Origin of the sequence: Streptomyces sp. NBC_01244, assembly GCF_035987325.1 — a bacterium.
In the GTDB taxonomy this organism is placed as follows: domain Bacteria; phylum Actinomycetota; class Actinomycetes; order Streptomycetales; family Streptomycetaceae; genus Streptomyces.
This window is the reverse complement of the sequence record NZ_CP108488.1, coordinates 5,283,971-5,303,143: the sequence shown is the minus strand read 5'-3', so window position 1 is coordinate 5,303,143 and position 19,173 is coordinate 5,283,971. Positions and strand designations below refer to the sequence as shown.

The following is a 19,173-nucleotide window of genomic DNA, read 5'->3' as shown; positions in this document are numbered from 1 at the left end:
CGGATCCCTCTACTACGCGGTGGTGTCGAACTCGTCCTGCCGGGTCCTGCGCGGCGGGCGGGCGCGGAGGCGGGCTGCCGTCGGGACCGGCCGGCTGCGTGGGGAGGGGGGAGCAGTGGCTGTTCCGGGTTCCGCGCGTTGCGCCGGCCGCACCTCGTACATACGGACGATCTCGGCGAGGTGCGCAGCGGTGAAACGGTACGAGCGCCCGACTCGGGTGAAGGGAATGAGCGCACGGGCGGCCCGGTCCTTGACCCACCAGGCGGAGCATCCGAGGGCATCGGCGATCTCCTCGGGTCGGTACAGGCGGGGCATGCCAGGAGCGGCGATGTGGCGGGCAGACATGGGCGGTTGGCGCAAGGAGATCCTTGTCTGGCAGGGCGCGCGGGATGGGGGCCGCAGGCGCCGTAGCGGGATTTCAGGGGCGGACGGTGAGTGCTGGGCGGGAGCCCGAGGCGGAGAGCCGGCGTCGTGCCGTGGGGGGCATTACGAGGCTGCGGCAGGGAGCGGCGCGAGCTGGGAGACCGCGAGGACAGGGAGGGCTGCGGCGATGGCGACAGCAGCCCGCTCTGCGGCGGGACCGGTTTTCGTGGCGTGTTTGGGCATGCGTCTGTTGTAACTCCGAATCCCCGGTTTCGGTAACCGGGGATCGTGGGGTATAAAGCCCGGCGCCGCATTTCACGCAGGACTGAATGCAGGTCCATAAGCATGCGTAGACCGCGACAGGCGACAGCACCCCGGGCAATTTCGGACATCCGACACCATGTGCCCAGACAGGCTGGCTCGACAGGCCGCGAGCTACCTGACGTGGGAGGCGGCGGAAACATAGACGGCGCTAGGAGCCGCGGTCAAGGTCTTCGCGGTGCGATCTTTCCCGCTTCGCATTCGGCGCCTACTTTTTGGTCAACCGGGGATCCGGCCCTACCGTTATGGGATTCCCGGAACGACTTTTACGCTGGTGCTGCTTCGTAACCAGAATCGCTGGACTTTCCCGAATCAGGTGTGGCTGTGTTGGTCGCGGCCCGGTTCGGGAATTGATCCGACCCCAGTGCAATGCACTGCGGACCTCCAAGCCCCGCCGAACTGCCGCCCCCGCTGGACGATCGAGAGGAACCTCTGTGCTCCACCCCACGGCCCAAGTGGCCGTCCGCACCCCCCTGCCGGTCCCCAGGACCTCACTCGCCTCCTGGACGAAGGCGGGGCGATAGGCATGGCGCGCATCCGCACCATCAAGCCGGAGGCGTTCATCTCCGAGTCGCTCGCCAGGGTCGGCATCGCCGCCGAGCGGACCTTCTTCGGCCTGCTCACCCAGGCCGACGACCACGGGCGCTTCCGCGACCAGGCGGCCGTCATCGCCGGGGCCCTGTGGTCGCTGCGGCCGGAGCATGGCCCTCTGGAGGTCGAGGACGACCTCAACCAGCTCGACACCGCCGGGCTCATCTGCCGGTACGAGGGCGACGACGGCAAGCGGTACCTGCACATCGTCACCTTCTCCAAGCACCAGAAGGTCAACCGGCCGAGCGGCAGCCGCAACCCGGCCTGCCCTCGACACGAAGGCGGTCGGGTCCCTGAGGCTTCACTGCCGACGCAAGGAGTCCTCCATGAGGGAGCGGCGCAGGCTCACGCACCCTTCACGGAGCCCTCCGCCACCTGGCGTGAGCACACACTGAGCCACGTATACCCAGGTCAGGAGGGATTCAGTGACCCCTCCGGGAGTATGCCTGGAGGGGTGCAGGACCCTGCGGTGAGCCCTCATGGTCCGGATCTAGGACCTAGGATCGTGGATCTAGGATCAACTCCGTTGGGAGGCGCAAGCGCCTCAACACCTGACACCGTCTCCCCCTCCGAACTCGTCGCCGAGTACGTCGCCGCATGCACCAACCGGCCGCCCGCCGACGTGCTGGGCCGACTCGGCAAGACCGTCGGCAAGCTGCTCGCCGAGGGCATCGGCTCGGACCACATCCGCACCGGACTGACGCGGCTCCGGGAGAGGGCCCTGCACCCGAGCGTGCTGCCCAGCCTGGTCAACGAGGCCATGAACCCGCCGCGAGCGGCTGCCCTCGGCCGGGGCCACCGGCCCTACGCCAACCCCGTGAACCCCGAAGCCGCTTACGGAGGCGCCCTGTGACCACAGCGACCCGTGAACCGCAGCGCGCCGGGATCCTGGCAGCCCGCCTGAACGCGATCCTCGCCGCCAAGGGCATCGACCCCGACACGGCCCCCGCCCAGCCCGTGGTGGAGCCGGTGACCGCGCTGGAGCTAGCCGACCGCAGGATCCCGCCCCGCTACCGGGAAGCCACCGCCACGGCCCCCGGAGTACGAGCCTGGGCCGAGGAGATCGCCGGCATGGGCCAGAGCGGCCCCAGCGGCACGCGGGGCATCTCGTACGGGCCCTCGCTGCTCATCGCCGGACCCACCGGCAGCGGCAAGACCCACCAGGCGTACGGAGCCGTCCGCTCCCTGCTCATGGCCGGAGTCCGGCTCCGCTGGCAGGCGGTGACCTCGGCCGACCTGCACGCCCAGTCCCGTCCGCGCCCCCACCACGACCCCGAGCGGGAGATCCAGGAGCTCGGCAGGTGCCCGCTGCTGATCCTGGACGACCTTGGTGCGGCCAAGCAGTCGGAGTGGACCGAGGAGCTGACGTACCGGCTGATCAACCGCCGCTACACCGAGATGCTCCCGACGCTGATCACCACGAACCTCCCTACCGGGGAGCTGCGCGACGCGGTCGGCGACCGTGTCGCCTCTCGCCTCGCTGAGATGACCACCTGGGTCATCCTCCACGGCACCGACCGCCGCCGGGCCGCGACCGCCTGACCGGGCGTCCGCACCCCGCCCTTCCCCGTACGCCTCCCTCTACCGCGAACACCACCTGCCGCGCGGCGGAGGGACCTTTGGAGACCCCGCTTGACCTCACTCGCCCTGCCCGTGCCCCCGCATACACTCGCCCGCCGTACGACCACCTGGGACCGCGCCGCGATCCTCACCCTCGGAGCCGCCGGTTGCGCGCTCTCGTACGACGCGCTTCAGCAGATGGCTGTCGCCATCCACGTCCGTGGCCTGCTGACCTACCTGTTCCCCCTGGTGATCGACGGCTTCATCGCCTACGGCGTCCGCGCCCTTCTCCTCCTGCACGCCGCGCCCTTCCGGGCTCGCCTGTACGTGTGGGCCCTCTTCGGCACCGCCACGATCGCCAGTATCTGGGCCAACGCCCTCCACGCCATCCGCCTCAACCAGCAAGGCCCCACTGGGGCCTTGCACCTGAGCGACACCACCGTCGGCATCCTGTCCACGCTCGCCCCACTCGCGCTCGCCGGCGCCGTCCACCTCCACATCCTCATCACGCGCCAACCCGCCAGCGAAATAACGCGGTCGGAGCGAGACGAGCCCAGCGAGCCCGTCCCTGGACGGCGTGACCACGGCCTCGGATCCAGCCAGCAGATTCCAGGCGCCTCTGAAGCGCGTCAGCTGGACACCAGCCGGGACGACAACGACGAAGTCGGGACCCGACCCTTCTCCACCGAGCCACCTCAGCACGTACCCAAACGCCGAGTCGGCCGACCGGCCTCCGCGGAACTGGATGAGCTGATCGAAATCGGCAAGGCAGTAACGGGAAAGATCACTCGCGGAACCGTCGCCACGGCGATCCGCTCGGCTGGCCACACGGTCAGCGACAAGCGCCTCACCGAGGTCATGGCGGAACTCAAGCCCGATCGACGCTAGCCCCGCGAAACTCCGGATCAGCCACCGAGCGGTAATCACCGCAGGTCACAGCCCGATCAAGCGGTCTGCGCGCCCGCTAGCCAGACCCCGGAACCGCAGTCCGCGAAGCCCGATCTCCAGGTTCCGCCAGCTCTCCCCAGACCTGGCGCATACGCGGACCACAGCAACCCGGAACCCCAGAGGTTCCCCCACCTCGCCGGACGCCACCTGCCCATCTCCCCGAGAGGCCAATCGCGGCCTGGCCTGGCACACGCGTCGACACCCCCATCCAGACCCCCACAGAGGAGCACCACATGCACGACCAGCACACCGGGGAACCCACAGGCCAGCAGGTGACCGGAAACTCAGTCTCAGACGGAGCAAGTTGTACCCAGAGCATTGCTCCCGTTGGGAGCAATGCTCTGCGCTCCCCCGCCCCAGGGGTGGCGAGGGAGGACCGGCACCAGGGGGCGCCTGTCCTTCGGGATGCGGCCGAGGGAGGACCACACCCGGGCAGGGACGGACACCACACCTGCCACACCACGCGCTGCACGCACGCCGTGCCGACGACATCGCACGTGCGCCAGCGCGAACGACTGCGCGCCGAGAACAAGCGCATCCACCAGCCCAGCTGCCGCATGAACGACGACGAGTACCAACTCCTCGTCCACGCGGCTTCGGCCTGCCGCATGAGCGTCGCCGGCTTCCTCGCCCACGCCGCTCTGAAGGCCGCGCGCGACCTCGACCGCACCGAAGCCGAGATCGCCACCCGCCGGGAGATCGTCAGCGAGCTGTTCGCCCTGCGCCGGGCCCTCGGCCCGATCGGCAACAACCTCAACCAGGTCGCCACCGTCCTGAACTCCGGCGCCGACGCCCCGCACGCCAAGGCGGTCCTCGACGCCGTCCAGCGGACCGCCCAGCGGGTGGAGGACTTCACCCAGCGCTACCTGGATACGGAGGCTCCCACCGGATGATCCCCCGCGTCCACACGATGGGCAGTCGCACCATCGGCCTGATCCGCTACCTCTACGGGCCCGGCACCCACGAAGAGCACACCGACCCCCACCTCGTGGCCGCCTGGGACGGCCTCGTCCCTGACCCCGGCCGTGACCCAGCCGCCACTTACGAGGACCTGCAAAGGCTCCTCGACCAGCCCGTCGAAGCCCTGCCCGAGTCGCGGCGCCCCACCGAGCATGTGTGGCACCTGTCCGTACGTGCCGCGCCCGAGGACCCGCTCCTCAGCGACGAGCAGTGGGGCGACATTGCCCGCCGGATGGTCGCCGCCACCGGGATCGCCCCCGAGGGCGACACTGCCGCCTGCCGCTGGGCAGCTGTCAGGCACGCCGACGACCACATCCACATCATCGCCACGACCGTCCGCGAGGACGGCCGCCGGCCCCGCCGCCACAACGAAGCCAAACGTTCCCAGGCCGAAGCCCGTCTCGTCGAAGCCGACTATGGCCTGCGGCGCCTCAGCACCGGTGACGGGACCGCCGCCCAGCGGCCCACCAGCGCCGAACGCCACAAAGCCGACCGCTACCAGCGTGAACGCACCCCGAGGGAGGAACTACGCGAGACCGTCCGCCGTGCCGTGGCCGGCGCCCAGAGCGAGGAGGAGTTCTTCGACCGCCTCGCCTCCGCCGGCCTCCTCGTACGGCAGCGGAAGGCGCCGTCCGGGGATGTCCTCGGCTACACCATCGCCCTGCCCGATGACCGCAACAAGAACGGCGAACCCGTCTACTTCTCCGGGTCGAAGCTCGCCCCGGACCTGTCCCTGCCCCGCATGCGCGAACGCTGGACCACCCCGGCGGAGACCGCCGACGACAGCAGCGACCAGGACCGTCCCACCCTGCCGCCGGTGACCGGGCCCGCGTTCGCACGACGCCGCGCAACCGCTGCCGCCTGGCAGGCGCTGCTCGTCATCGACAACGGCGACGACGACGGCCTGATCGCGGGGCAGATCGCAGCCATGGGGGAGGTGCTCGACGCGCTCGCCAAATCCTCCGCCGCGCACACCCGCAAGGAGCTGCGGGACGCGGCCTCGTCGTTCGAGCGGGCCACCCGGTCCCACGTGAGAGCCGCTCGCGGGCATGACCGCGCCCTGCGGCAGGCTGCCCGGGACCTCGTCCACAGCGGACCGGCCCTCGGCCGCGGAGAAGACGGCGCCACCACGGCCATGCTCATCGACATGGCGTTCTTCCTCGCCATCGCGGCGGCGAACTGGCACGGCAAGAAGCACCACGCCCAGCAGGCCGAAGCCGCACGGCAGGCCGCCGAGCACCTGCGCGCCGCCTACCAGGCCGCCGCAGCGCAGCCCATAGCCGTGCTCCGTCAGCGAGGCCGCGTCCTGCCGCAGTCCTTGCAGCACCGGCACGCGGCCGTTCTGCGCCAGGTGGTCCCCGACCTTGCCGAACAGGTCCTGGCCGAGCCCGGCTGGCCCGCGCTGGCAGCCACCCTCGCCGACACCCACGCCGCCGGCCACGATCCGGCCACCCTGCTCACCGAAGCCACCCGGCACCGGGAACTGGATAGCGCCACCTCGGTCAGCGACGTCCTCACCTGGCGCCTGCGCCGCCTCGCCCACCTGCCCGCCGACCCCGGAAACGTCCACGCCACACCCGTCCGAGGCAAGCACAGGACCCCTTCCTCGGCACCGGCACAACCTGCGAACAGGGCAGCGAACGAAGCCACTCGTCGGCGCTGATCACGGCAATCCAGCCGGGACGCCACCTGGCCGATGGGCTCGACCACTCATGGCCAGGGCAGCCGTCACCCGCTCAGCAGCCGCCCCACCCCCGGCGGGAAAGCCCTTCGCACCCGCAGCCCATGCCCCTAACCCAAGGCGCACCCCTATGCCCCGAGCACCACCCACAGACACCGCCCCGAACCGCTCAGCACCCCGAACCGATCACACGACACCACAGAAGGAACCCACCCATGCCCCAGCCTTCCATCCGCCCCGACGTCGTCGTTCTCTTCACCGACGTCGACTGGGACGGCCACCTCGACGACCCCCAGCGCCCCTACCATCGCGACGGGCGTCCGTTCACCCACGCCGAGCACCTCCTGCTCAACACCATCACCCCGGAAGAGCAGGCCGCCGGGCTGGCGCAGTTGCGGCGTGAGGCCGACTGGCTGCGCGACCTCGATGCGAAGCGCCAGGTCTTCGTCGACCTGGTTCTGAAGTACCTCGCCAAGCTCCCCCAGGGCTCCGTGGTCGACGACGCCATCGACATCATGACCGACGAGGACTACGCCGACTACGAGCGCCTGCTCCCCATCGTCACCGCGGAAGACACCCTCGAATACCTCGCCGAACACGCAGAGGACTAACCGGCCAAACGGCAACGACGGACCCACCAGACACAAACCCCAAGCGCACATGGGGACATCAGAACGCCACCCACTGGCCAGCACCCTCAGCACCCCGCACCATCAGCGTTGCCCCCGGGTCCCCGCCCATGCCGCAGGCCCGACCGGAATCTACGGCCGGGCTTGCGGCATACCCGTCGATCACTCCATCTGCGCTCTTGCCCGGCACATGCCCGGCTGTACTCAGCGGACTCCTCCGTGGTGCGAGCAGGTACCGCGCCCCTTGGAGCCAGAGACCCAGCCGTCGCTGCAGATGGTGACGCCGGAGCCGAACGTTGGCGCGGTCGACGGCTTGGTAAGGGTCGACGGCGTCGGGATCGTGGACATCTGCCAGCAGTTAGCCTCGGCTCCGATCCACCACTTCTGCGGCGCCGAGGAAGGGCACACGCCGTGTGGGGTGCCAGCCGGGACAAGCCCTTTCTCCACGAAGACGTCAAAGGCCGCCTCAAGTCCTGGCGGAATGCTGGGGGAAGGCGGCGTCGAAACCGGGGTGGCCTGCGGAGAGGCGGTCGGGGAGACATCGTCTGCGTAGACGTCGGAGTCGGCGGAGACCGAGCCCTCCCCGTCCTCGACGGAGAGGCAGCCCGCGGACAGCGTGTTCGAGCATGCTGCGGTAGGGGCGTCGTCGTCCGCTGCCATGTCGCGCTGGTTCAGTACAAGACCCAACACGACGAAGGCTGCGAACAATGTCCAACCCACGGCGCGCTTGCGGCTCTGCAGTGCGGATTCCTGCGCACGTATCGGGGCCTTCCCCCCGTTCTCCGCACCTGGCCCCCGGCGATATATGCCGTCCTCTCCCCGTATCCAGCCCTCGCCAGCTGGTGGCTGCCACCCCATCCCGCCCCCACCTCACCCCGGAAGCCCAAGTGACTTCCGGGATGAGTGTGGCAGCGTCGCCGAGCGGTGGTCCATTGGCCATCGGTGCGGCTCCTTCTGAGGGAAGCCACGAACTGCACCGACCTACCGCTACGGCACTGCAGTCCACCGCCAAGGCCGCTGTCCTTGGCCCCCCATGAGGCATTCGATCCGGTACTGGGTCTCGTCGCGGGCATGGGGGTGGTCAGGGTGCTCGGTCGTGATCCGGGCGGCGTAAGCCGTCATCCGCAGTTCCCTGATGTCCCGCAGGACCTCGTACCCGTCCCAGCTGGTGACGTCCGCGCCGTAGACGGTGCAGAAGTCCTCGTAGTCATGCCGGGTGATGCTGCTGGTGGACGTGAGCTTCACCGCGGTGGAAGTCAGGTCCCACTCCCGCGGGCCGACGGTGAAACTGTCGAGGTCGAGGAGATAGGCCGTGCCGTCGTCAGCGGAGGCGACATTGCCGACCCAGGCGTCCCCGTGCAGGACGCACCGCGACAGACCAGGGGTCTCCACGAGCCGAAGCCATGCCCCTTCAAGGCGGTCCGTGTAGCGGTACAGCCATTCCAGGTCGGTCTCCTTGATGGCCTTCGCCTGGTCGAGCCTGGTGCGGATCTTCCCGAACGGCTCCAGAGGCTCAAGGTCGAAGTCGGGCTCCGGAAGCGCATGGAGGGCCTTCAAGAGGTGCGCGACCTCGTTGACGTTCCCGTCACGGTGCGGCGGAAGTTCCTCCCAGATGGTCACCGCTCGGCCGTCGATGGTGATGGGCTGGGCGATGCCGGGGGCCGGCCGTACAGCGGGGACGCCGTTGTCGGCAAGCCAGTTGGCGACGGCGATCTCACGTGAGGCCGCGGGCGTGCCCCCGGGGCGGGAAATCCGGGCTACCACCTTCCCGGGGAGCCTCCATATGGCGTTCTCCGCGATCCGGATCGGCTCGGCGCCCCCGGTATCCAGCCCGAGGGTCCGGCAGGCGTCGATGAGGACGCGGCGGGAGACGGTAACGCTGTCGGCGGGGGCGAGGGTCACGTCTTGATCGTCTCCTTGATGCGGTCGCGCAGCTTGGCCGCCTCGGGGGTCGTTCGGTGTACGGCAGCGAGCCTGGCCAGGTGCCGCATGTCGTCTGTTGCCCGGCGGGATTGGAGTTTCACGACTTCGTCCAGGGCCTGGTTCCCGATGGTGGCGGCTTCATGCGGGTCGCCGGTGGCCATCGTGAGAGAAGCCAGCTTCGACCTGGAGAACGTACGGGATCGCACGTACGCCTCCGTGTGTCCTTCGACAGCCGTTCTCAGGCGGTCTGCGGCCGTGTCCGGCCTGTACCCGACGGCGATGAGGTCGTACAGGGCGTGCCCGGTGGCGCCCGCGTGCTGAGCGGCGTCGTAGTAGGCCATCCAGGGCGGGTCTTCGCCGGGACGGGCCTGCGCGAAGGCCTCGTCGGCCTGTCCGACGGCCCGCAGCGCGGCCTGCACTTCACCGGCCTTGGCCAGCGCGCGGGCTTTCGCGGTGTGGAGCATGGCCTGCTCGGTGGGAGTGAGCCGGTTCTCGTGGGCAAGGCCCAGTTCCGCGTACGTCAGGCCTGCATCGCAGTCCCCGAGCCAGACGGCCTGACGGGCTCGGTACGAGTAGACCTTGGCTCGCAGGTGCCACTGACCTGCCTCTTCGGCGCAGGCGGCTGCGAAGGCGAAGACACGGCGGGCGTCCTGGTGGGCGTGCGCATCGAAGTCCGCCGCGCCCACGACCATGCCGAGTCGGGCAGCGGCGGCGAAGAGGCCGGCCCGCAAGGTGTCCGGGCAGGGCAGTTCGAGGAGTGCGGACGCCCAGCGGAGTTGCGCTTCGGCCGCGGTCCGGACGATGCCTCCGCCGCCGTAGTGGTGATCCCATCCCGCGAGCACCGTCGCCGCGGCCTCGACCTGCTCGATGTCCTCGGGCCGGACGACGGAGGGCAGGCGGGAGGGCTCGGCGGGCTTGATCAGGTGGGACAGAGGGGTACCGACTAAGAGGGCTGCGGCCCCGGTTGCGCCGAGGAACGTGCGGCGGTCCACGTGGCTCCCGTCGCCTGTAGTGCCTTCAGCTACCGGCAGCATGGCCGCTGGGAACCCTGGTAGGCCCGACGGCACCAGGGGTACAGCGGGGCTGTCCGCATCACCGGGTGCGTTGTCCGCATCGGTGCCCGTACGCAGGCACAGCCAGGCCAGGATTCCGCCGGTGTCCAATGCGTCATCGAGGCTGCGCGCCAACGGCAGGTCACAGGGCCGCTCGGCCTTCTCGATCTTCGCGATGGTGCTGGCGCTGACGTGGACCTCGTGCGCCAGCTCCCGCTGCGTCTTCCTCCGGACCATGCGCCAGTGGCGCAGGTGAGCACCAAACCAGTCCTGCGGAGACCGGGTCGGATCAAGATCCTTGGACGGCTGCGGCACGGTCGCTCCTTCCCCTGATGCGTACACCGGCGCGGTACACATCCGCTCCTGGCCCCGCAACGCAGGTGACGAGCAAGGTTCTTACCAAGTAAACGGCCCAACCACCCCTACCCCTGCGGGTTTTTCGGACAACCGACGCCGTCTATTCGTCATGGAGTTCCAGTGATCGGCTACGCGACACCGAACCAGATCGACATCACGTACGACCACGACACCCAGCGGGCCTCGATACCGATCACGCTCCACCACCTGGACGAGACCACCGAGAGCACCACGCTGGTGCTCACTCCCGGGCAGGTGGAGCGGTTCCACAGTCAGCTGTCGCGGGCGATCGAACTCCGCGAGCGGGGGCTGGGCCACCAGTGACGGACCAGTCCCACGACCGTCTCGGCACGGCCCTCACGTCGCTGTGGGCCCTTGGGATGGCTGCCGGCTTCACCACGCTCGGCGTCGCCGCGGTACACGCCGACCACACCTGCGAGGCAGCCCCCGCTTGGTCGGCCTCCGCCGCCGCCGTTCCGAGCTGAACAGAACGAACCCATGCAGCACCACGCGCTTACCGGCCCGCACCCGTAGGGCCGACGACCGGAGGGAACTGATGGACAGCACCCTGACCACCCTGACTGGGCAGATCGCCCAGCTGGACAGCATCGACTCCGCTCAGCTTGAGCGGATGCGCCACGAGGCTCTGACCGCCCTGGCCCCCTGGAAGGCGGAGTACAGCGCCTACCAGTCGGGCGGCTGGTGGACGACCTCCCTGATGAACGCCTCCGGCGACGCAGCCGACGTCACGATCGGCGACTGCACGGCCAAGCCGACCGACCTCCTCGCGCAGATGCCGGCCACGACCGCGCTGCTCAACGAACTCGGCCTTAACTACATGTGGGTGCGGCTCGCACGGCTTGAGCCCAACGCCTTCCTCTGGGAGCACCGCGACTACGACGACCTCGACCAGGTCGAGCGGCACCGGCTGCACATCCCACTGCACACCAACTCGTCCGCGTTCCTGGTCACCGGCGGCACCAAGGTGCACATGGCCGGTGGGCGGATCTGGCGGCTGACGCCGACCTACGCCCACGGCGTGTGCAACCTGCTCGGCCCTGAGCGCGTGCACCTGATCGCCGACGTGTACACCGACGACGCCTACCAGCGGCTGGCCCGGCGCCCGACCCTCCACCCGGCCGCGGCCGAGCCCCTCCCCAACGCGGACCAGATGGTGCTCGCGGAACGGATGCAGGCCGCCCGGGGCATGGTCGCCTTGGGCTACACGGAGGCGGCCGAGCGGATGCTGCTGCGGCTGTTCTACACCTACGCCCTTCCCGAGGGCGCGGTCTACGACCTGCTCGTCGAACTGCACACCTCGCTCGGCGACGTGGAGGCCGCTACGCGGTGGACGGTCGCGAAGAGCCGCCTGCTCGCCCTCACGGCCTGACCGACCGCCCACCTCGCACAGTCCACCCCGCCCGAATCCGAATGGAGGACGAGTATGCCCACCCTGCAACTGGCCGAGCTCACCCACGCCAACCGACCGGCCCAGCTTCCGCTCCTGTCGAAGCTCGCCGACATCCTGGCCACCTCCCCCGCCGTCACCCACCTGCTGGTCCGCGGTTCGCTGGCTCACGGCACGGCCGACCGTCTCTCGGACGTCGACTTCGTCGTCGGTGTTCACGACGCCCAGCTGCCCGCGTTCGTCGAGGCCCTGGACGACCTGATGTCCGTCGAGGCCGGCGCCCTCTTCCCGGGTTGGCGCGACACGATCGTCGCCGACCTCGGTGGGGTCGGCATGGTCTTCCTCGTCCCGGACGACGGCCGCCTGCAGCAGATCGACCTCTACCTCGCCCCCGCCTCCCGTCTCCCGGACCTGCAGGCAAGCATCTCCACCGCCTCGCTCCTCGACCGCCAGCCGGCACCCGTCGAAATGGACGAGGTCGCGGTGGCCGAGCGCTTCGCCATCGAGTTCGCTGCCCGGCCGCGCACGTGCACGGAGCTGGTGATCGAGCACCTGGTGCTGGCCGTACTGCTGCACAAGCGCATCAAGCGCGGCCAGCGGTTCGTCGCGTACTCCGAGTGGCACCGGCTGCACACGGCGACGAAGGACCTCATCAAGGCCGCCCTCGCGCCCGCCTCCCGGTTCTGGGGCTGGTACCAGCTGCACGAGGAGATCGCGGTCACCCCGATCGGCCGGGCCTGCGTGAGCGACCTGAACGCGGCGATCAGCGGGCCCGCGGTCCCGCTGGCCGCCGACGTCAACGCGGCGATTGAGCGCATGCTCGCCCTCGTCGAGCGGGTCTGCCCCGAGGCGCTCGACGGGCTGCGCGATGGGGTCGCCGCGTACGGCGCCTACCAGGAGCTGGTGTGAGTGCACCCCACCTCGCGGGCCCGGCCACCAGCCGGGCCCGCGAGGGCCTGACCGCCGTGTTCTTCGGCGGCGTCGTCCCTGGCTCCGCCGAGGAGGAGAACCTGGCTGAGGAGATCGGCCGGGCGCTCGCCAAGGCCGGGTACACGCTCCTCCACGGCGGCTACAACGGCCTGATGGAGGCCGCCGCCCGAGGAGCCGCCTCCCAGGGAACCACCGTCACCGCGGTCACCCTGGCGGGCAAGCACGACGCGTGGGGAGCCTTCAATCCGCACACCACCACGTCCGTCCACCTGCCTGACCTCGGCGCCCGCCTCCAGCACTACCTGGAGAGCGCCGACCTGATCATCGCGATGGGCGGCGGCGTCGGCACCCTGCATGAGCTGACCGCCGCCCTCTACTACGCGACCACCGTCCGGCCCGTACCGGTCTGCCTCGCCGGGCCGGCCGCCCTGCGGCTGCTGGCCTTCCTGCGCGAGGAGAAGTGGCTGTACGAGACCCCGACCCGCCCACTCGGCTTCCTCACCGTCGCCGATACCGCCGGCGCCTTCCGCACTCACCTCGCCACGCTCGACACAGCCCCGATCGGAGGAGCATGACCACCAGCACGTCACTGGCCGGCCTTACCGCCCGGCTCGCCGAAGCCTCCTGCGTCAAAGGCCCGTTCAACCTCGCCAACGGGCAACAGCTGGACACCTACTTCGACGAGTACCGGCTGGCCGCCGACCCTGCCCTCCTGCGAGACACCGCCGCCGCCATGGCTGGCCTCGTCCCCGACGACGCACAGTTGCTGGCCGGCATCGAGCTCGGCGGCGTCCCGCTCGTCGTCGCCCTGTCGGCTGCTACCGGCCTGCCCGCCGTGTTCCTGCGTCGGAGCCCCAAGGGCTACGGCTCCCGCCGCCAGATCGAAGGTGCCGCCCTCGACGGCCGCCGCACCGTTCTCGTCGACGACGTCGTCCGCTCTGGCAGCCAGCTGCTCGCCATGACGAACACCTTGAGGGTCGCCGGAGCCCCGGTCACCGACGCCTTGTGTGTGCTGGAGCGCCCGCTCGGCGGCCGGGTTCTGCTCGCCGAGCACCGTGTCACCCTCCGCTCTCTGCTTACCGAGGTCGACCTGCCGGCGCCCCGGCCGGGTGACGCCTCATGAAGCGAGCCGTGCTCTTCGACCTCGACGGTGTCCTCGTCGACAGCCGGGCCGCCCAGCTCGCCACCCTGGCAGGCTTCGCGACCTCCGCACTCGACCGCCGCGTCACCGTCGACGACCTCCCGCCCGGAGCCGAGACCATCCCGCGAGAGCAGGTGCTCGCGCACCTCGGGCTGGAAAGATCGATCGACGAGAAAGGCTGGGACGCGGCCAGCGCCACGGCCACTCTCGTCGCCAAGGTCTTCCCGTTCGTAGTCGAGACCCTCACCGAGCTGCGGGCTGCCGACGTCGCGACCGGCGTCGTCACCCTGCGAAGTCGCCGGTGCTTGCACTGGCTTCTGCCGCCCGACGTCATCGACTTGCTGGACACCGTCGTCTGCTACGAGGACGCGACGCCGAAGCCAGCGCCCGATGGCCTCCTCCTGGCCCTCGACCGGCTCGGGGCGACTCCCAGCAACGCTGTGTTCGTTGGAGACACGGATACCGACATACACGCCGCCCGAGCCGCAGGCGTGACAGCGGTCGGCGCGGGCTGGGGGTTCGCCGGGCCCCACGCGCTCACTCGAACCGGTGCCGACCTCGTCCTCTCCGAACCAACGGACCTGAGCTCCGCACTGCTCCGCCTGGTCGGGGTCCCCAACTGAACGGATTCCCCGGCGATCTTGACTCCTGATCCGCTACGCTTGGTGGTGTAGTCACAGCGGACCGTTCCGTCCATGTCGGCTGCACCACCTGTGAGCATCGGATCAGGAGTCATGGTCTACACCGTGGGGGCGCGAGCTATCTGCGTCGAGCTGGAGAACTGAGAACCTCAGTCCCTGTTCTCGGCCCGGCTCGGCGTGTGATCAACCCCCACCTCTCCACGACTCTTCCGTGAGGGCCCTAACGCCATGCGCTCGACGCAGATCCGCTCCACCTTCCTGGACTACTTCACCTCCCGCGGCCACCGCCAGGTCCCGTCCAGCCCCCTCATCCCCTCCGACCCGACCCTCCTGCTGGCCAATGCCGGCATGAACCAGTTCAAGCCCTACTTCCTGGGCGAGGTCACCCCGGAGAACCGCCGCGCCACCACCATCCAGAAGTGCGCCCGCACCTCCGACATCGACAACGTCGGCCGCACCAACCGGCACGCCACGTTCTTCGAGATGATGGGCAACTTCTCCTTCGGCGACTACTTCAAGGCCGACGCCATCGCCTACGCCTGGGAACTCCTCACCGAGGGCTACGGCTTGGAGAGGGACCGGCTCTGGATCACCGTCTACGAGGACGACGACGAGGCCGAACAGCTCTGGCGCAAGATCGGCGTCCCCTCTGAGCGCATCCAGCGCCTCGGCATGGAAGACAACTACTGGTCCATGGGCGTCCCCGGCCCCTGCGGCCCCTGCTCGGAGGTCAACTACGACCGCGGGCCGGCCTTCGGCCGCGAGGGCGGACCCGCCATCGACGGCGAGCGCTACGTGGAGATCTGGAACCTCGTCTTCATGCAGTACCAGCGCGGCGAGGGTGACAAGAAGGGCAACTTCCCGATCCTGGGCGAGCTCGCCCAGCAGAGCATCGACACCGGCCTCGGCCTCGACCGCCTCGCCGCGATCCTCCAGGACGTCGAGAACGTCTGCACCACGGACTTGCTCATGCCCACCCTGAACACGGTCCAGGAGCTGGCTGGCCGCGCCTACCCCGGCAGCGCCGACGAGAAGGTCTCCTTCCAGGTCGTCACCGAGCACGCTCGCTCGATCGCCTACCTCATCGCCGATGGCGTCCTGCCCGCCAAGGACGGTCGCGACTACGTCCTGCGCCGCCTCATGCGCCGCGCGATCCGGCACGCCCGCCTGCTCGGCATCGACGAGCCCGTCCTCGCGCCTGCCACCGCCAGCGTGATCGCCAACCTCGGCGACGTCTGGCCCGAACTCACCGACCAGGCCAACCTCATCGAGCAAATCGTCACCGCCGAGGAGGAGTCCTTCACCCGCACCCTCGCGCAGGGCACGCGGCTGCTGAACGCCGCAATCACCCGTACCCGGGAGAGCCGCTCCGGCTCACTGCCGGGCGAGACCGCCTTCGAACTCGCTGACACCTTCGGTTTCCCCCTGGAGCTGACGGTCGAGGCCGCCCACGACGCCGGCCTGACCGTCGACGAAGACCGTTTCGCCACGCTGCTGGACGAGCAGAAGAAGCGCGCCAAGACCGGCGGCAAGGCCAAGACCGCGGACGCCCTGCGCCGCCAGGACACCTACCGGGAGCTGTCCGCCCACCTCCCGCGCACCGACTTCCTCGGCTACGACCACCTCACCGCCGAGGTCACCGTGCTCGGCCTGATCTCCGGCGGTGCTGTCACCGCCAGCGCTCCGGAGGGCTCCGACGTCGAATTCGTCCTCGACCGCTCGCCGTTCTACGCCGAAGCTGGCGGCCAGATCGGCGACACCGGCACCCTGCGCACCGACGACGGCACCCTGCTGCGGATCACGGACACCCGGTACGGCCTGGAGGGCTTCCGCGTCCACAGCGCCCGCGTCGTCGAAGGGGAGCTCCGCACCGGAGCGAGGGGCGAAGCCACTGTCGACGCCGACCGCCGCAAGGGCCTCATGCGCTCCCACTCGGCCACCCACATCCTGCACGCCGTCGTACGCGCCACCCTCGGCGATCACGCCCGACAGCAGGGCTCCCTCGTCGAATCCGACCGCCTGCGCTTCGACTTCGCCCACTTCTCCGCCGTCACCCCCGAACAGCTCACCCGGATCGAAGCCGCCGTCAACGGCCACGTCCTCGACGACCCCGCCGTCCGCGCCTGGCACGCCGACCGCGCCGAAGCCGAGGCCGCCGGCGCCATCGCCCTGTTCGGGGAGAAGTACGGCGACACCGTCCGCATCGTCGACATCGGAGACTTCTCCCGTGAACTGTGCGGCGGCACACATGTCGCCCACGGCTCCCAGGTCGGCGCCTTCCGCCTGCTCAGCGAGGGATCGATCGGCTCCAACCTCCGCCGCATCGAAGCCCTGACCGGCCACGGCGCCCTGCGCCACCACGACGTCGAGCGCCGCATCCTCGAAGAGGTCTCCTCCCTCCTCGGCACCCGCCCGAAGCAGGCCGCCGAGACCCTCCACAAGCGCCTGGGCTCCTTGGCCGCCGCAGAGAAGGAAGTTTCCCGCCGACGCGAGGCCGACTTGCGGAGCCAGGCGGAACAGCTCGCCTCCTCCTCTCGCCAGGTGCCCGGGGGCCGGATCGTCTCGCAGCGAGTCTCCGGACTCGGTGCGAGCGACCTGCGCAGCCTCGCCACCAGCACCGCCGACCGCCTCAGCAGCGACCGCGCGGTGGTCGTCCTCGGCACCGAGCACGACGGCAAGGCCCTGCTCGTCGCCGCGATCACCCCCGGCGTCCTCGGCTCAGGAACCTCGGCCAGCCAGATCCTCGCCTCGGCCGCCCGCACCGTAGGCGGCGGAGCAGGCGGCACTGGCCCGATCGCCAATGCCGGAGGTCGCCGCGTCGAAGCCCTCGACGAAGCCCTCAGCATGGCTGTCCAGGAAGCGACCCGCGCCCTCGACCAGTAGGCACCGTGCGGGAGCACCTGGCAAGCGAACGCCCCAGCCTGGGCCGCCGCCTGCCGGGTGCCTCCCGGCCATCGCGATCAGCTCGTCGCCAGGTCCTTCATGAGCACCACGCTGTCGTAGTTGGTCACATCCCACCGCCAGGTACCCACGGGCACGTAGCCCCGCCGGCGGTACCAGCTGACGAGCTCAGTCGCCTGGGACGACGTATCGATGACGACCTGCGCGGCACCCCGAGCGGCGACCCGCGCTTCAGCAACCGACAGAAGCCGCTGCCCCAGCCCAGTACCCCGCTGAGACGGATCCACCGCGAGCTGCCAGAAAGACCCCGCGCCAGTCGGCGCGGGGTACCCATCCGGGGCTACGTACGGAGCCGCAACGGTGACCGTGCCCACCAGTGACTTCCCCTGAAGCGCCAGCCAGCACTCGCCCCTTCGCAGCCGGTGAACCGTGTCCTGCGGAGACTGGTACGAGGCGAAAAACACCCGTCCGGCGGCGGCGTGATCGGCGTACGCCCGGTGCAGCAGACTGGTCAGCTCGCGCACCGAGTCTTCGTCAGCAAAGAGCCGAATCGCGGCTTCACCGGACGACACGCATTTCGCAGCCTTCAGGGGTTCAGTCACGGCGACGACCTCCAACCCACCGATCCGCTGAAGCGGCTCTGACCTGGGCGCTTCAGCCACGTGGGGCGGGCGCCTGCCAACCTCAGCTTGCGCCAACCGCCACCGGGACGCTCGTCGAGCGAGACGGACGGCGCCAATCGGCGAGCCGCCTCATGCTTCCGGCTCGTGTCGTTGCCGTGGACACCTTGGGCCTCGCACGACCACCGCACTCATGGAGATGGCTGAGGGCGCCGCCTCTCTGATCAGCCGAAAGTTGCGGTCACCCGGCAAGAACCGCGCTGACTCCCAGAAGGGCCTCAACCTCCGCAACGGCCTCGTCCTCATCGGCAGCGTGGACGGTGGTGATTCCGAGCTCTGCGGCCGGCGGAAGGTTCGCCGCGTGGTCGTCCACGAACACGCACCGCTCAGCGGGCAGGCCGATGCGGTCCAGGGTCAGCGGGTAGATCTCCGGGTCAGGTTTGGCCATGCCGACCAGCTCGGAGATGACGTGCACATCAAACAGGTCCCAGATTCCGACGTGCTCGTACGGGTTGAACGGGTCCAGGCCGAAGCTGTTGGACAGCAGGGCGACCCGATGGCCGGCCGCCCGTGCCGCACGGGCAAGAGCAGCCATCCGGCGCGCCGCGGGGACCCCGGCCCACGCCCGGCCCATCAAATTCACCGGGTCCACGTGCGCACCCAGCAGAGCCGCGGTGCCCTCGTTCCACTCCGCCTGCCCTATCTCCCCGACCTCCAAGGCCGCGTACAGACGCCGGCCCTCCGGGTGGTCGTTGAGGGTGTCGCGCCACGCTTCCGGGGCCAGCCCTTCGGATACGCACCACGCACCGTGGACAACGAGAGGGCTGGCTGTGAGCACTCCGGCAAAGTCGAGGATCAGCCCACGAGGGGCACTCCCGTTGGCGGTGGCAGTGCTGCGCGGCATCCTGTGACCGTCCTTCCGTCATTGCCCTCAGAGGGACGCTACCGCGCACCGAACTCATCGGAGGTAGGGGAGGGCTGTGCATCCAACTCATCCGGGTGCGCGGCCATCCGCCGAGACCTGCCAGCGTGCTGCCAAGTCGGACCAGCGTTGCTAGGGCCAACCTGAAGCAGGTCCTCGCTCGGCGGGTGCGGGCGTAATGCCGTCGCCGACAATGGATCACGGCCAGAAGAGGGGGATGCGGCA

Annotated in this window: 20 protein-coding genes and 1 pseudogene; 14 read left to right on the top strand and 7 right to left on the bottom strand. The window is 69.8% G+C overall.

Features of this window, described 5'->3' with window-relative positions; translation table 11 throughout:
* Nucleotides 1–12 precede the first annotated feature (12 nt).
* Nucleotides 13–315, bottom strand: coding sequence for a DNA-binding protein (locus OG247_RS23950; protein WP_327254186.1), 303 nt, complete (start codon nt 313–315; stop codon nt 13–15).
* Nucleotides 316–1,210: 895 nt separating this feature from the next.
* On the opposite strand from OG247_RS23950, the gene OG247_RS23945 reads away from it, so the two are divergent.
* The 6 genes from OG247_RS23945 (at nt 1,211) to OG247_RS23920 (ending at nt 7,035) form a co-directional block, all read left to right on the top strand.
* Complete coding sequence (locus tag OG247_RS23945) at nt 1,211–2,128, top strand: hypothetical protein (RefSeq protein WP_327254185.1); 918 nt, start codon at nt 1,211–1,213, stop codon at nt 2,126–2,128.
* A complete protein-coding gene (locus OG247_RS23940) occupies nt 2,125–2,817 on the top strand; it encodes an ATP-binding protein (protein ID WP_327254184.1) in 693 nt (230 codons plus the stop codon). The genes OG247_RS23945 and OG247_RS23940 overlap by 4 nt, the downstream gene beginning before the upstream one ends.
* Nucleotides 2,818–2,907: 90 nt before the next feature.
* Entirely contained in the window at nt 2,908–3,723 is an 816-nt protein-coding gene (locus tag OG247_RS23935; RefSeq protein WP_327254183.1) for a DUF2637 domain-containing protein, read from the top strand.
* 557 nt (nt 3,724–4,280) lie between these two features.
* On the top strand, nt 4,281–4,676 hold the full coding sequence (locus OG247_RS23930; protein WP_327254182.1) for a plasmid mobilization protein: 396 nt from the start codon (nt 4,281–4,283) through the stop codon (nt 4,674–4,676).
* A complete protein-coding gene (locus OG247_RS23925) occupies nt 4,673–6,406 on the top strand; it encodes a relaxase/mobilization nuclease domain-containing protein (RefSeq protein WP_327254181.1) in 1,734 nt (577 codons plus the stop codon). Before OG247_RS23930 ends, OG247_RS23925 begins: the two co-directional genes overlap by 4 nt.
* Before the next feature lie 233 nt (nt 6,407–6,639).
* The gene (locus OG247_RS23920; protein ID WP_327254180.1) at nt 6,640–7,035 is read left to right on the top strand and encodes a hypothetical protein; all 396 of its coding nucleotides are present in this window, start codon (nt 6,640–6,642) and stop codon (nt 7,033–7,035) included.
* Nucleotides 7,036–7,257: 222 nt separating this feature from the next.
* On the opposite strand, the gene OG247_RS23915 is transcribed toward OG247_RS23920, so the two are convergent.
* From OG247_RS23915 to OG247_RS44870, 4 genes and pseudogenes are all read right to left on the bottom strand, one after another.
* Nucleotides 7,258–7,713: a hypothetical protein gene (locus tag OG247_RS23915; RefSeq protein ID WP_327254179.1), complete on the bottom strand. Its 456-nt coding sequence runs from the start codon at nt 7,711–7,713 to the stop codon at nt 7,258–7,260.
* Between the two features lie 327 nt (nt 7,714–8,040).
* On the bottom strand, nt 8,041–8,955 hold the full coding sequence (locus OG247_RS23910) for a phosphotransferase (RefSeq protein WP_327254178.1): 915 nt from the start codon (nt 8,953–8,955) through the stop codon (nt 8,041–8,043).
* Nucleotides 8,952–9,968 carry a hypothetical protein gene (locus OG247_RS23905; protein WP_442813652.1) on the bottom strand — a complete coding sequence of 339 codons (1,017 nt, stop codon included), beginning with the start codon at nt 9,966–9,968 and terminating at the stop codon, nt 8,952–8,954. Before OG247_RS23905 ends, OG247_RS23910 begins: the two co-directional genes overlap by 4 nt.
* Nucleotides 9,969–10,184: 216 nt before the next feature.
* A pseudogene (locus OG247_RS44870) lies at nt 10,185–10,265 on the bottom strand (helix-turn-helix domain-containing protein); the annotation flags it as partial.
* A 240-nt stretch (nt 10,266–10,505) separates the two neighbouring features.
* On the opposite strand from OG247_RS44870, the gene OG247_RS23900 reads away from it, so the two are divergent.
* The 8 genes from OG247_RS23900 (at nt 10,506) to alaS (ending at nt 17,388) form a co-directional block, all read left to right on the top strand.
* On the top strand, nt 10,506–10,709 hold the full coding sequence (locus OG247_RS23900) for a hypothetical protein (protein WP_327254177.1): 204 nt from the start codon (nt 10,506–10,508) through the stop codon (nt 10,707–10,709).
* Nucleotides 10,706–10,870 (top strand): hypothetical protein, encoded by a 165-nt coding sequence (locus OG247_RS23895; RefSeq protein WP_327254176.1) that lies wholly within the window; start codon nt 10,706–10,708, stop codon nt 10,868–10,870. Before OG247_RS23900 ends, OG247_RS23895 begins: the two co-directional genes overlap by 4 nt.
* Before the next feature lie 71 nt (nt 10,871–10,941).
* Entirely contained in the window at nt 10,942–11,775 is an 834-nt protein-coding gene (locus OG247_RS23890) for an aspartyl/asparaginyl beta-hydroxylase domain-containing protein (RefSeq protein ID WP_327254175.1), read from the top strand.
* Between the two features lie 54 nt (nt 11,776–11,829).
* Nucleotides 11,830–12,702 (top strand): hypothetical protein, encoded by an 873-nt coding sequence (locus OG247_RS23885; RefSeq protein WP_327254174.1) that lies wholly within the window; start codon nt 11,830–11,832, stop codon nt 12,700–12,702.
* Nucleotides 12,699–13,298: an LOG family protein gene (locus OG247_RS23880; RefSeq protein WP_327254173.1), complete on the top strand. Its 600-nt coding sequence runs from the start codon at nt 12,699–12,701 to the stop codon at nt 13,296–13,298. Before OG247_RS23885 ends, OG247_RS23880 begins: the two co-directional genes overlap by 4 nt.
* A complete protein-coding gene (locus OG247_RS23875) occupies nt 13,295–13,846 on the top strand; it encodes an orotate phosphoribosyltransferase (protein WP_327254172.1) in 552 nt (183 codons plus the stop codon). The genes OG247_RS23880 and OG247_RS23875 overlap by 4 nt, the downstream gene beginning before the upstream one ends.
* Nucleotides 13,843–14,487, top strand: a complete 645-nt coding sequence (locus OG247_RS23870) for an HAD family hydrolase (RefSeq protein WP_327254171.1) — start codon at nt 13,843–13,845, stop codon at nt 14,485–14,487. Before OG247_RS23875 ends, OG247_RS23870 begins: the two co-directional genes overlap by 4 nt.
* 246 nt (nt 14,488–14,733) lie before the next feature.
* Entirely contained in the window at nt 14,734–17,388 is a 2,655-nt protein-coding gene (gene alaS, locus OG247_RS23865) for an alanine--tRNA ligase (RefSeq protein ID WP_327254170.1), read from the top strand.
* 77 nt (nt 17,389–17,465) lie between these two features.
* On the opposite strand, the gene OG247_RS23860 is transcribed toward alaS, so the two are convergent.
* Together OG247_RS23860 and OG247_RS23855 are read right to left on the bottom strand one after the other, a co-directional pair.
* A complete protein-coding gene (locus OG247_RS23860; protein ID WP_327254169.1) occupies nt 17,466–18,008 on the bottom strand; it encodes a GNAT family N-acetyltransferase in 543 nt (180 codons plus the stop codon).
* 259 nt (nt 18,009–18,267) lie between these two features.
* On the bottom strand, nt 18,268–18,930 hold the full coding sequence (locus OG247_RS23855) for an HAD-IA family hydrolase (RefSeq protein ID WP_327254168.1): 663 nt from the start codon (nt 18,928–18,930) through the stop codon (nt 18,268–18,270).
* Nucleotides 18,931–19,173 lie beyond the last annotated feature (243 nt).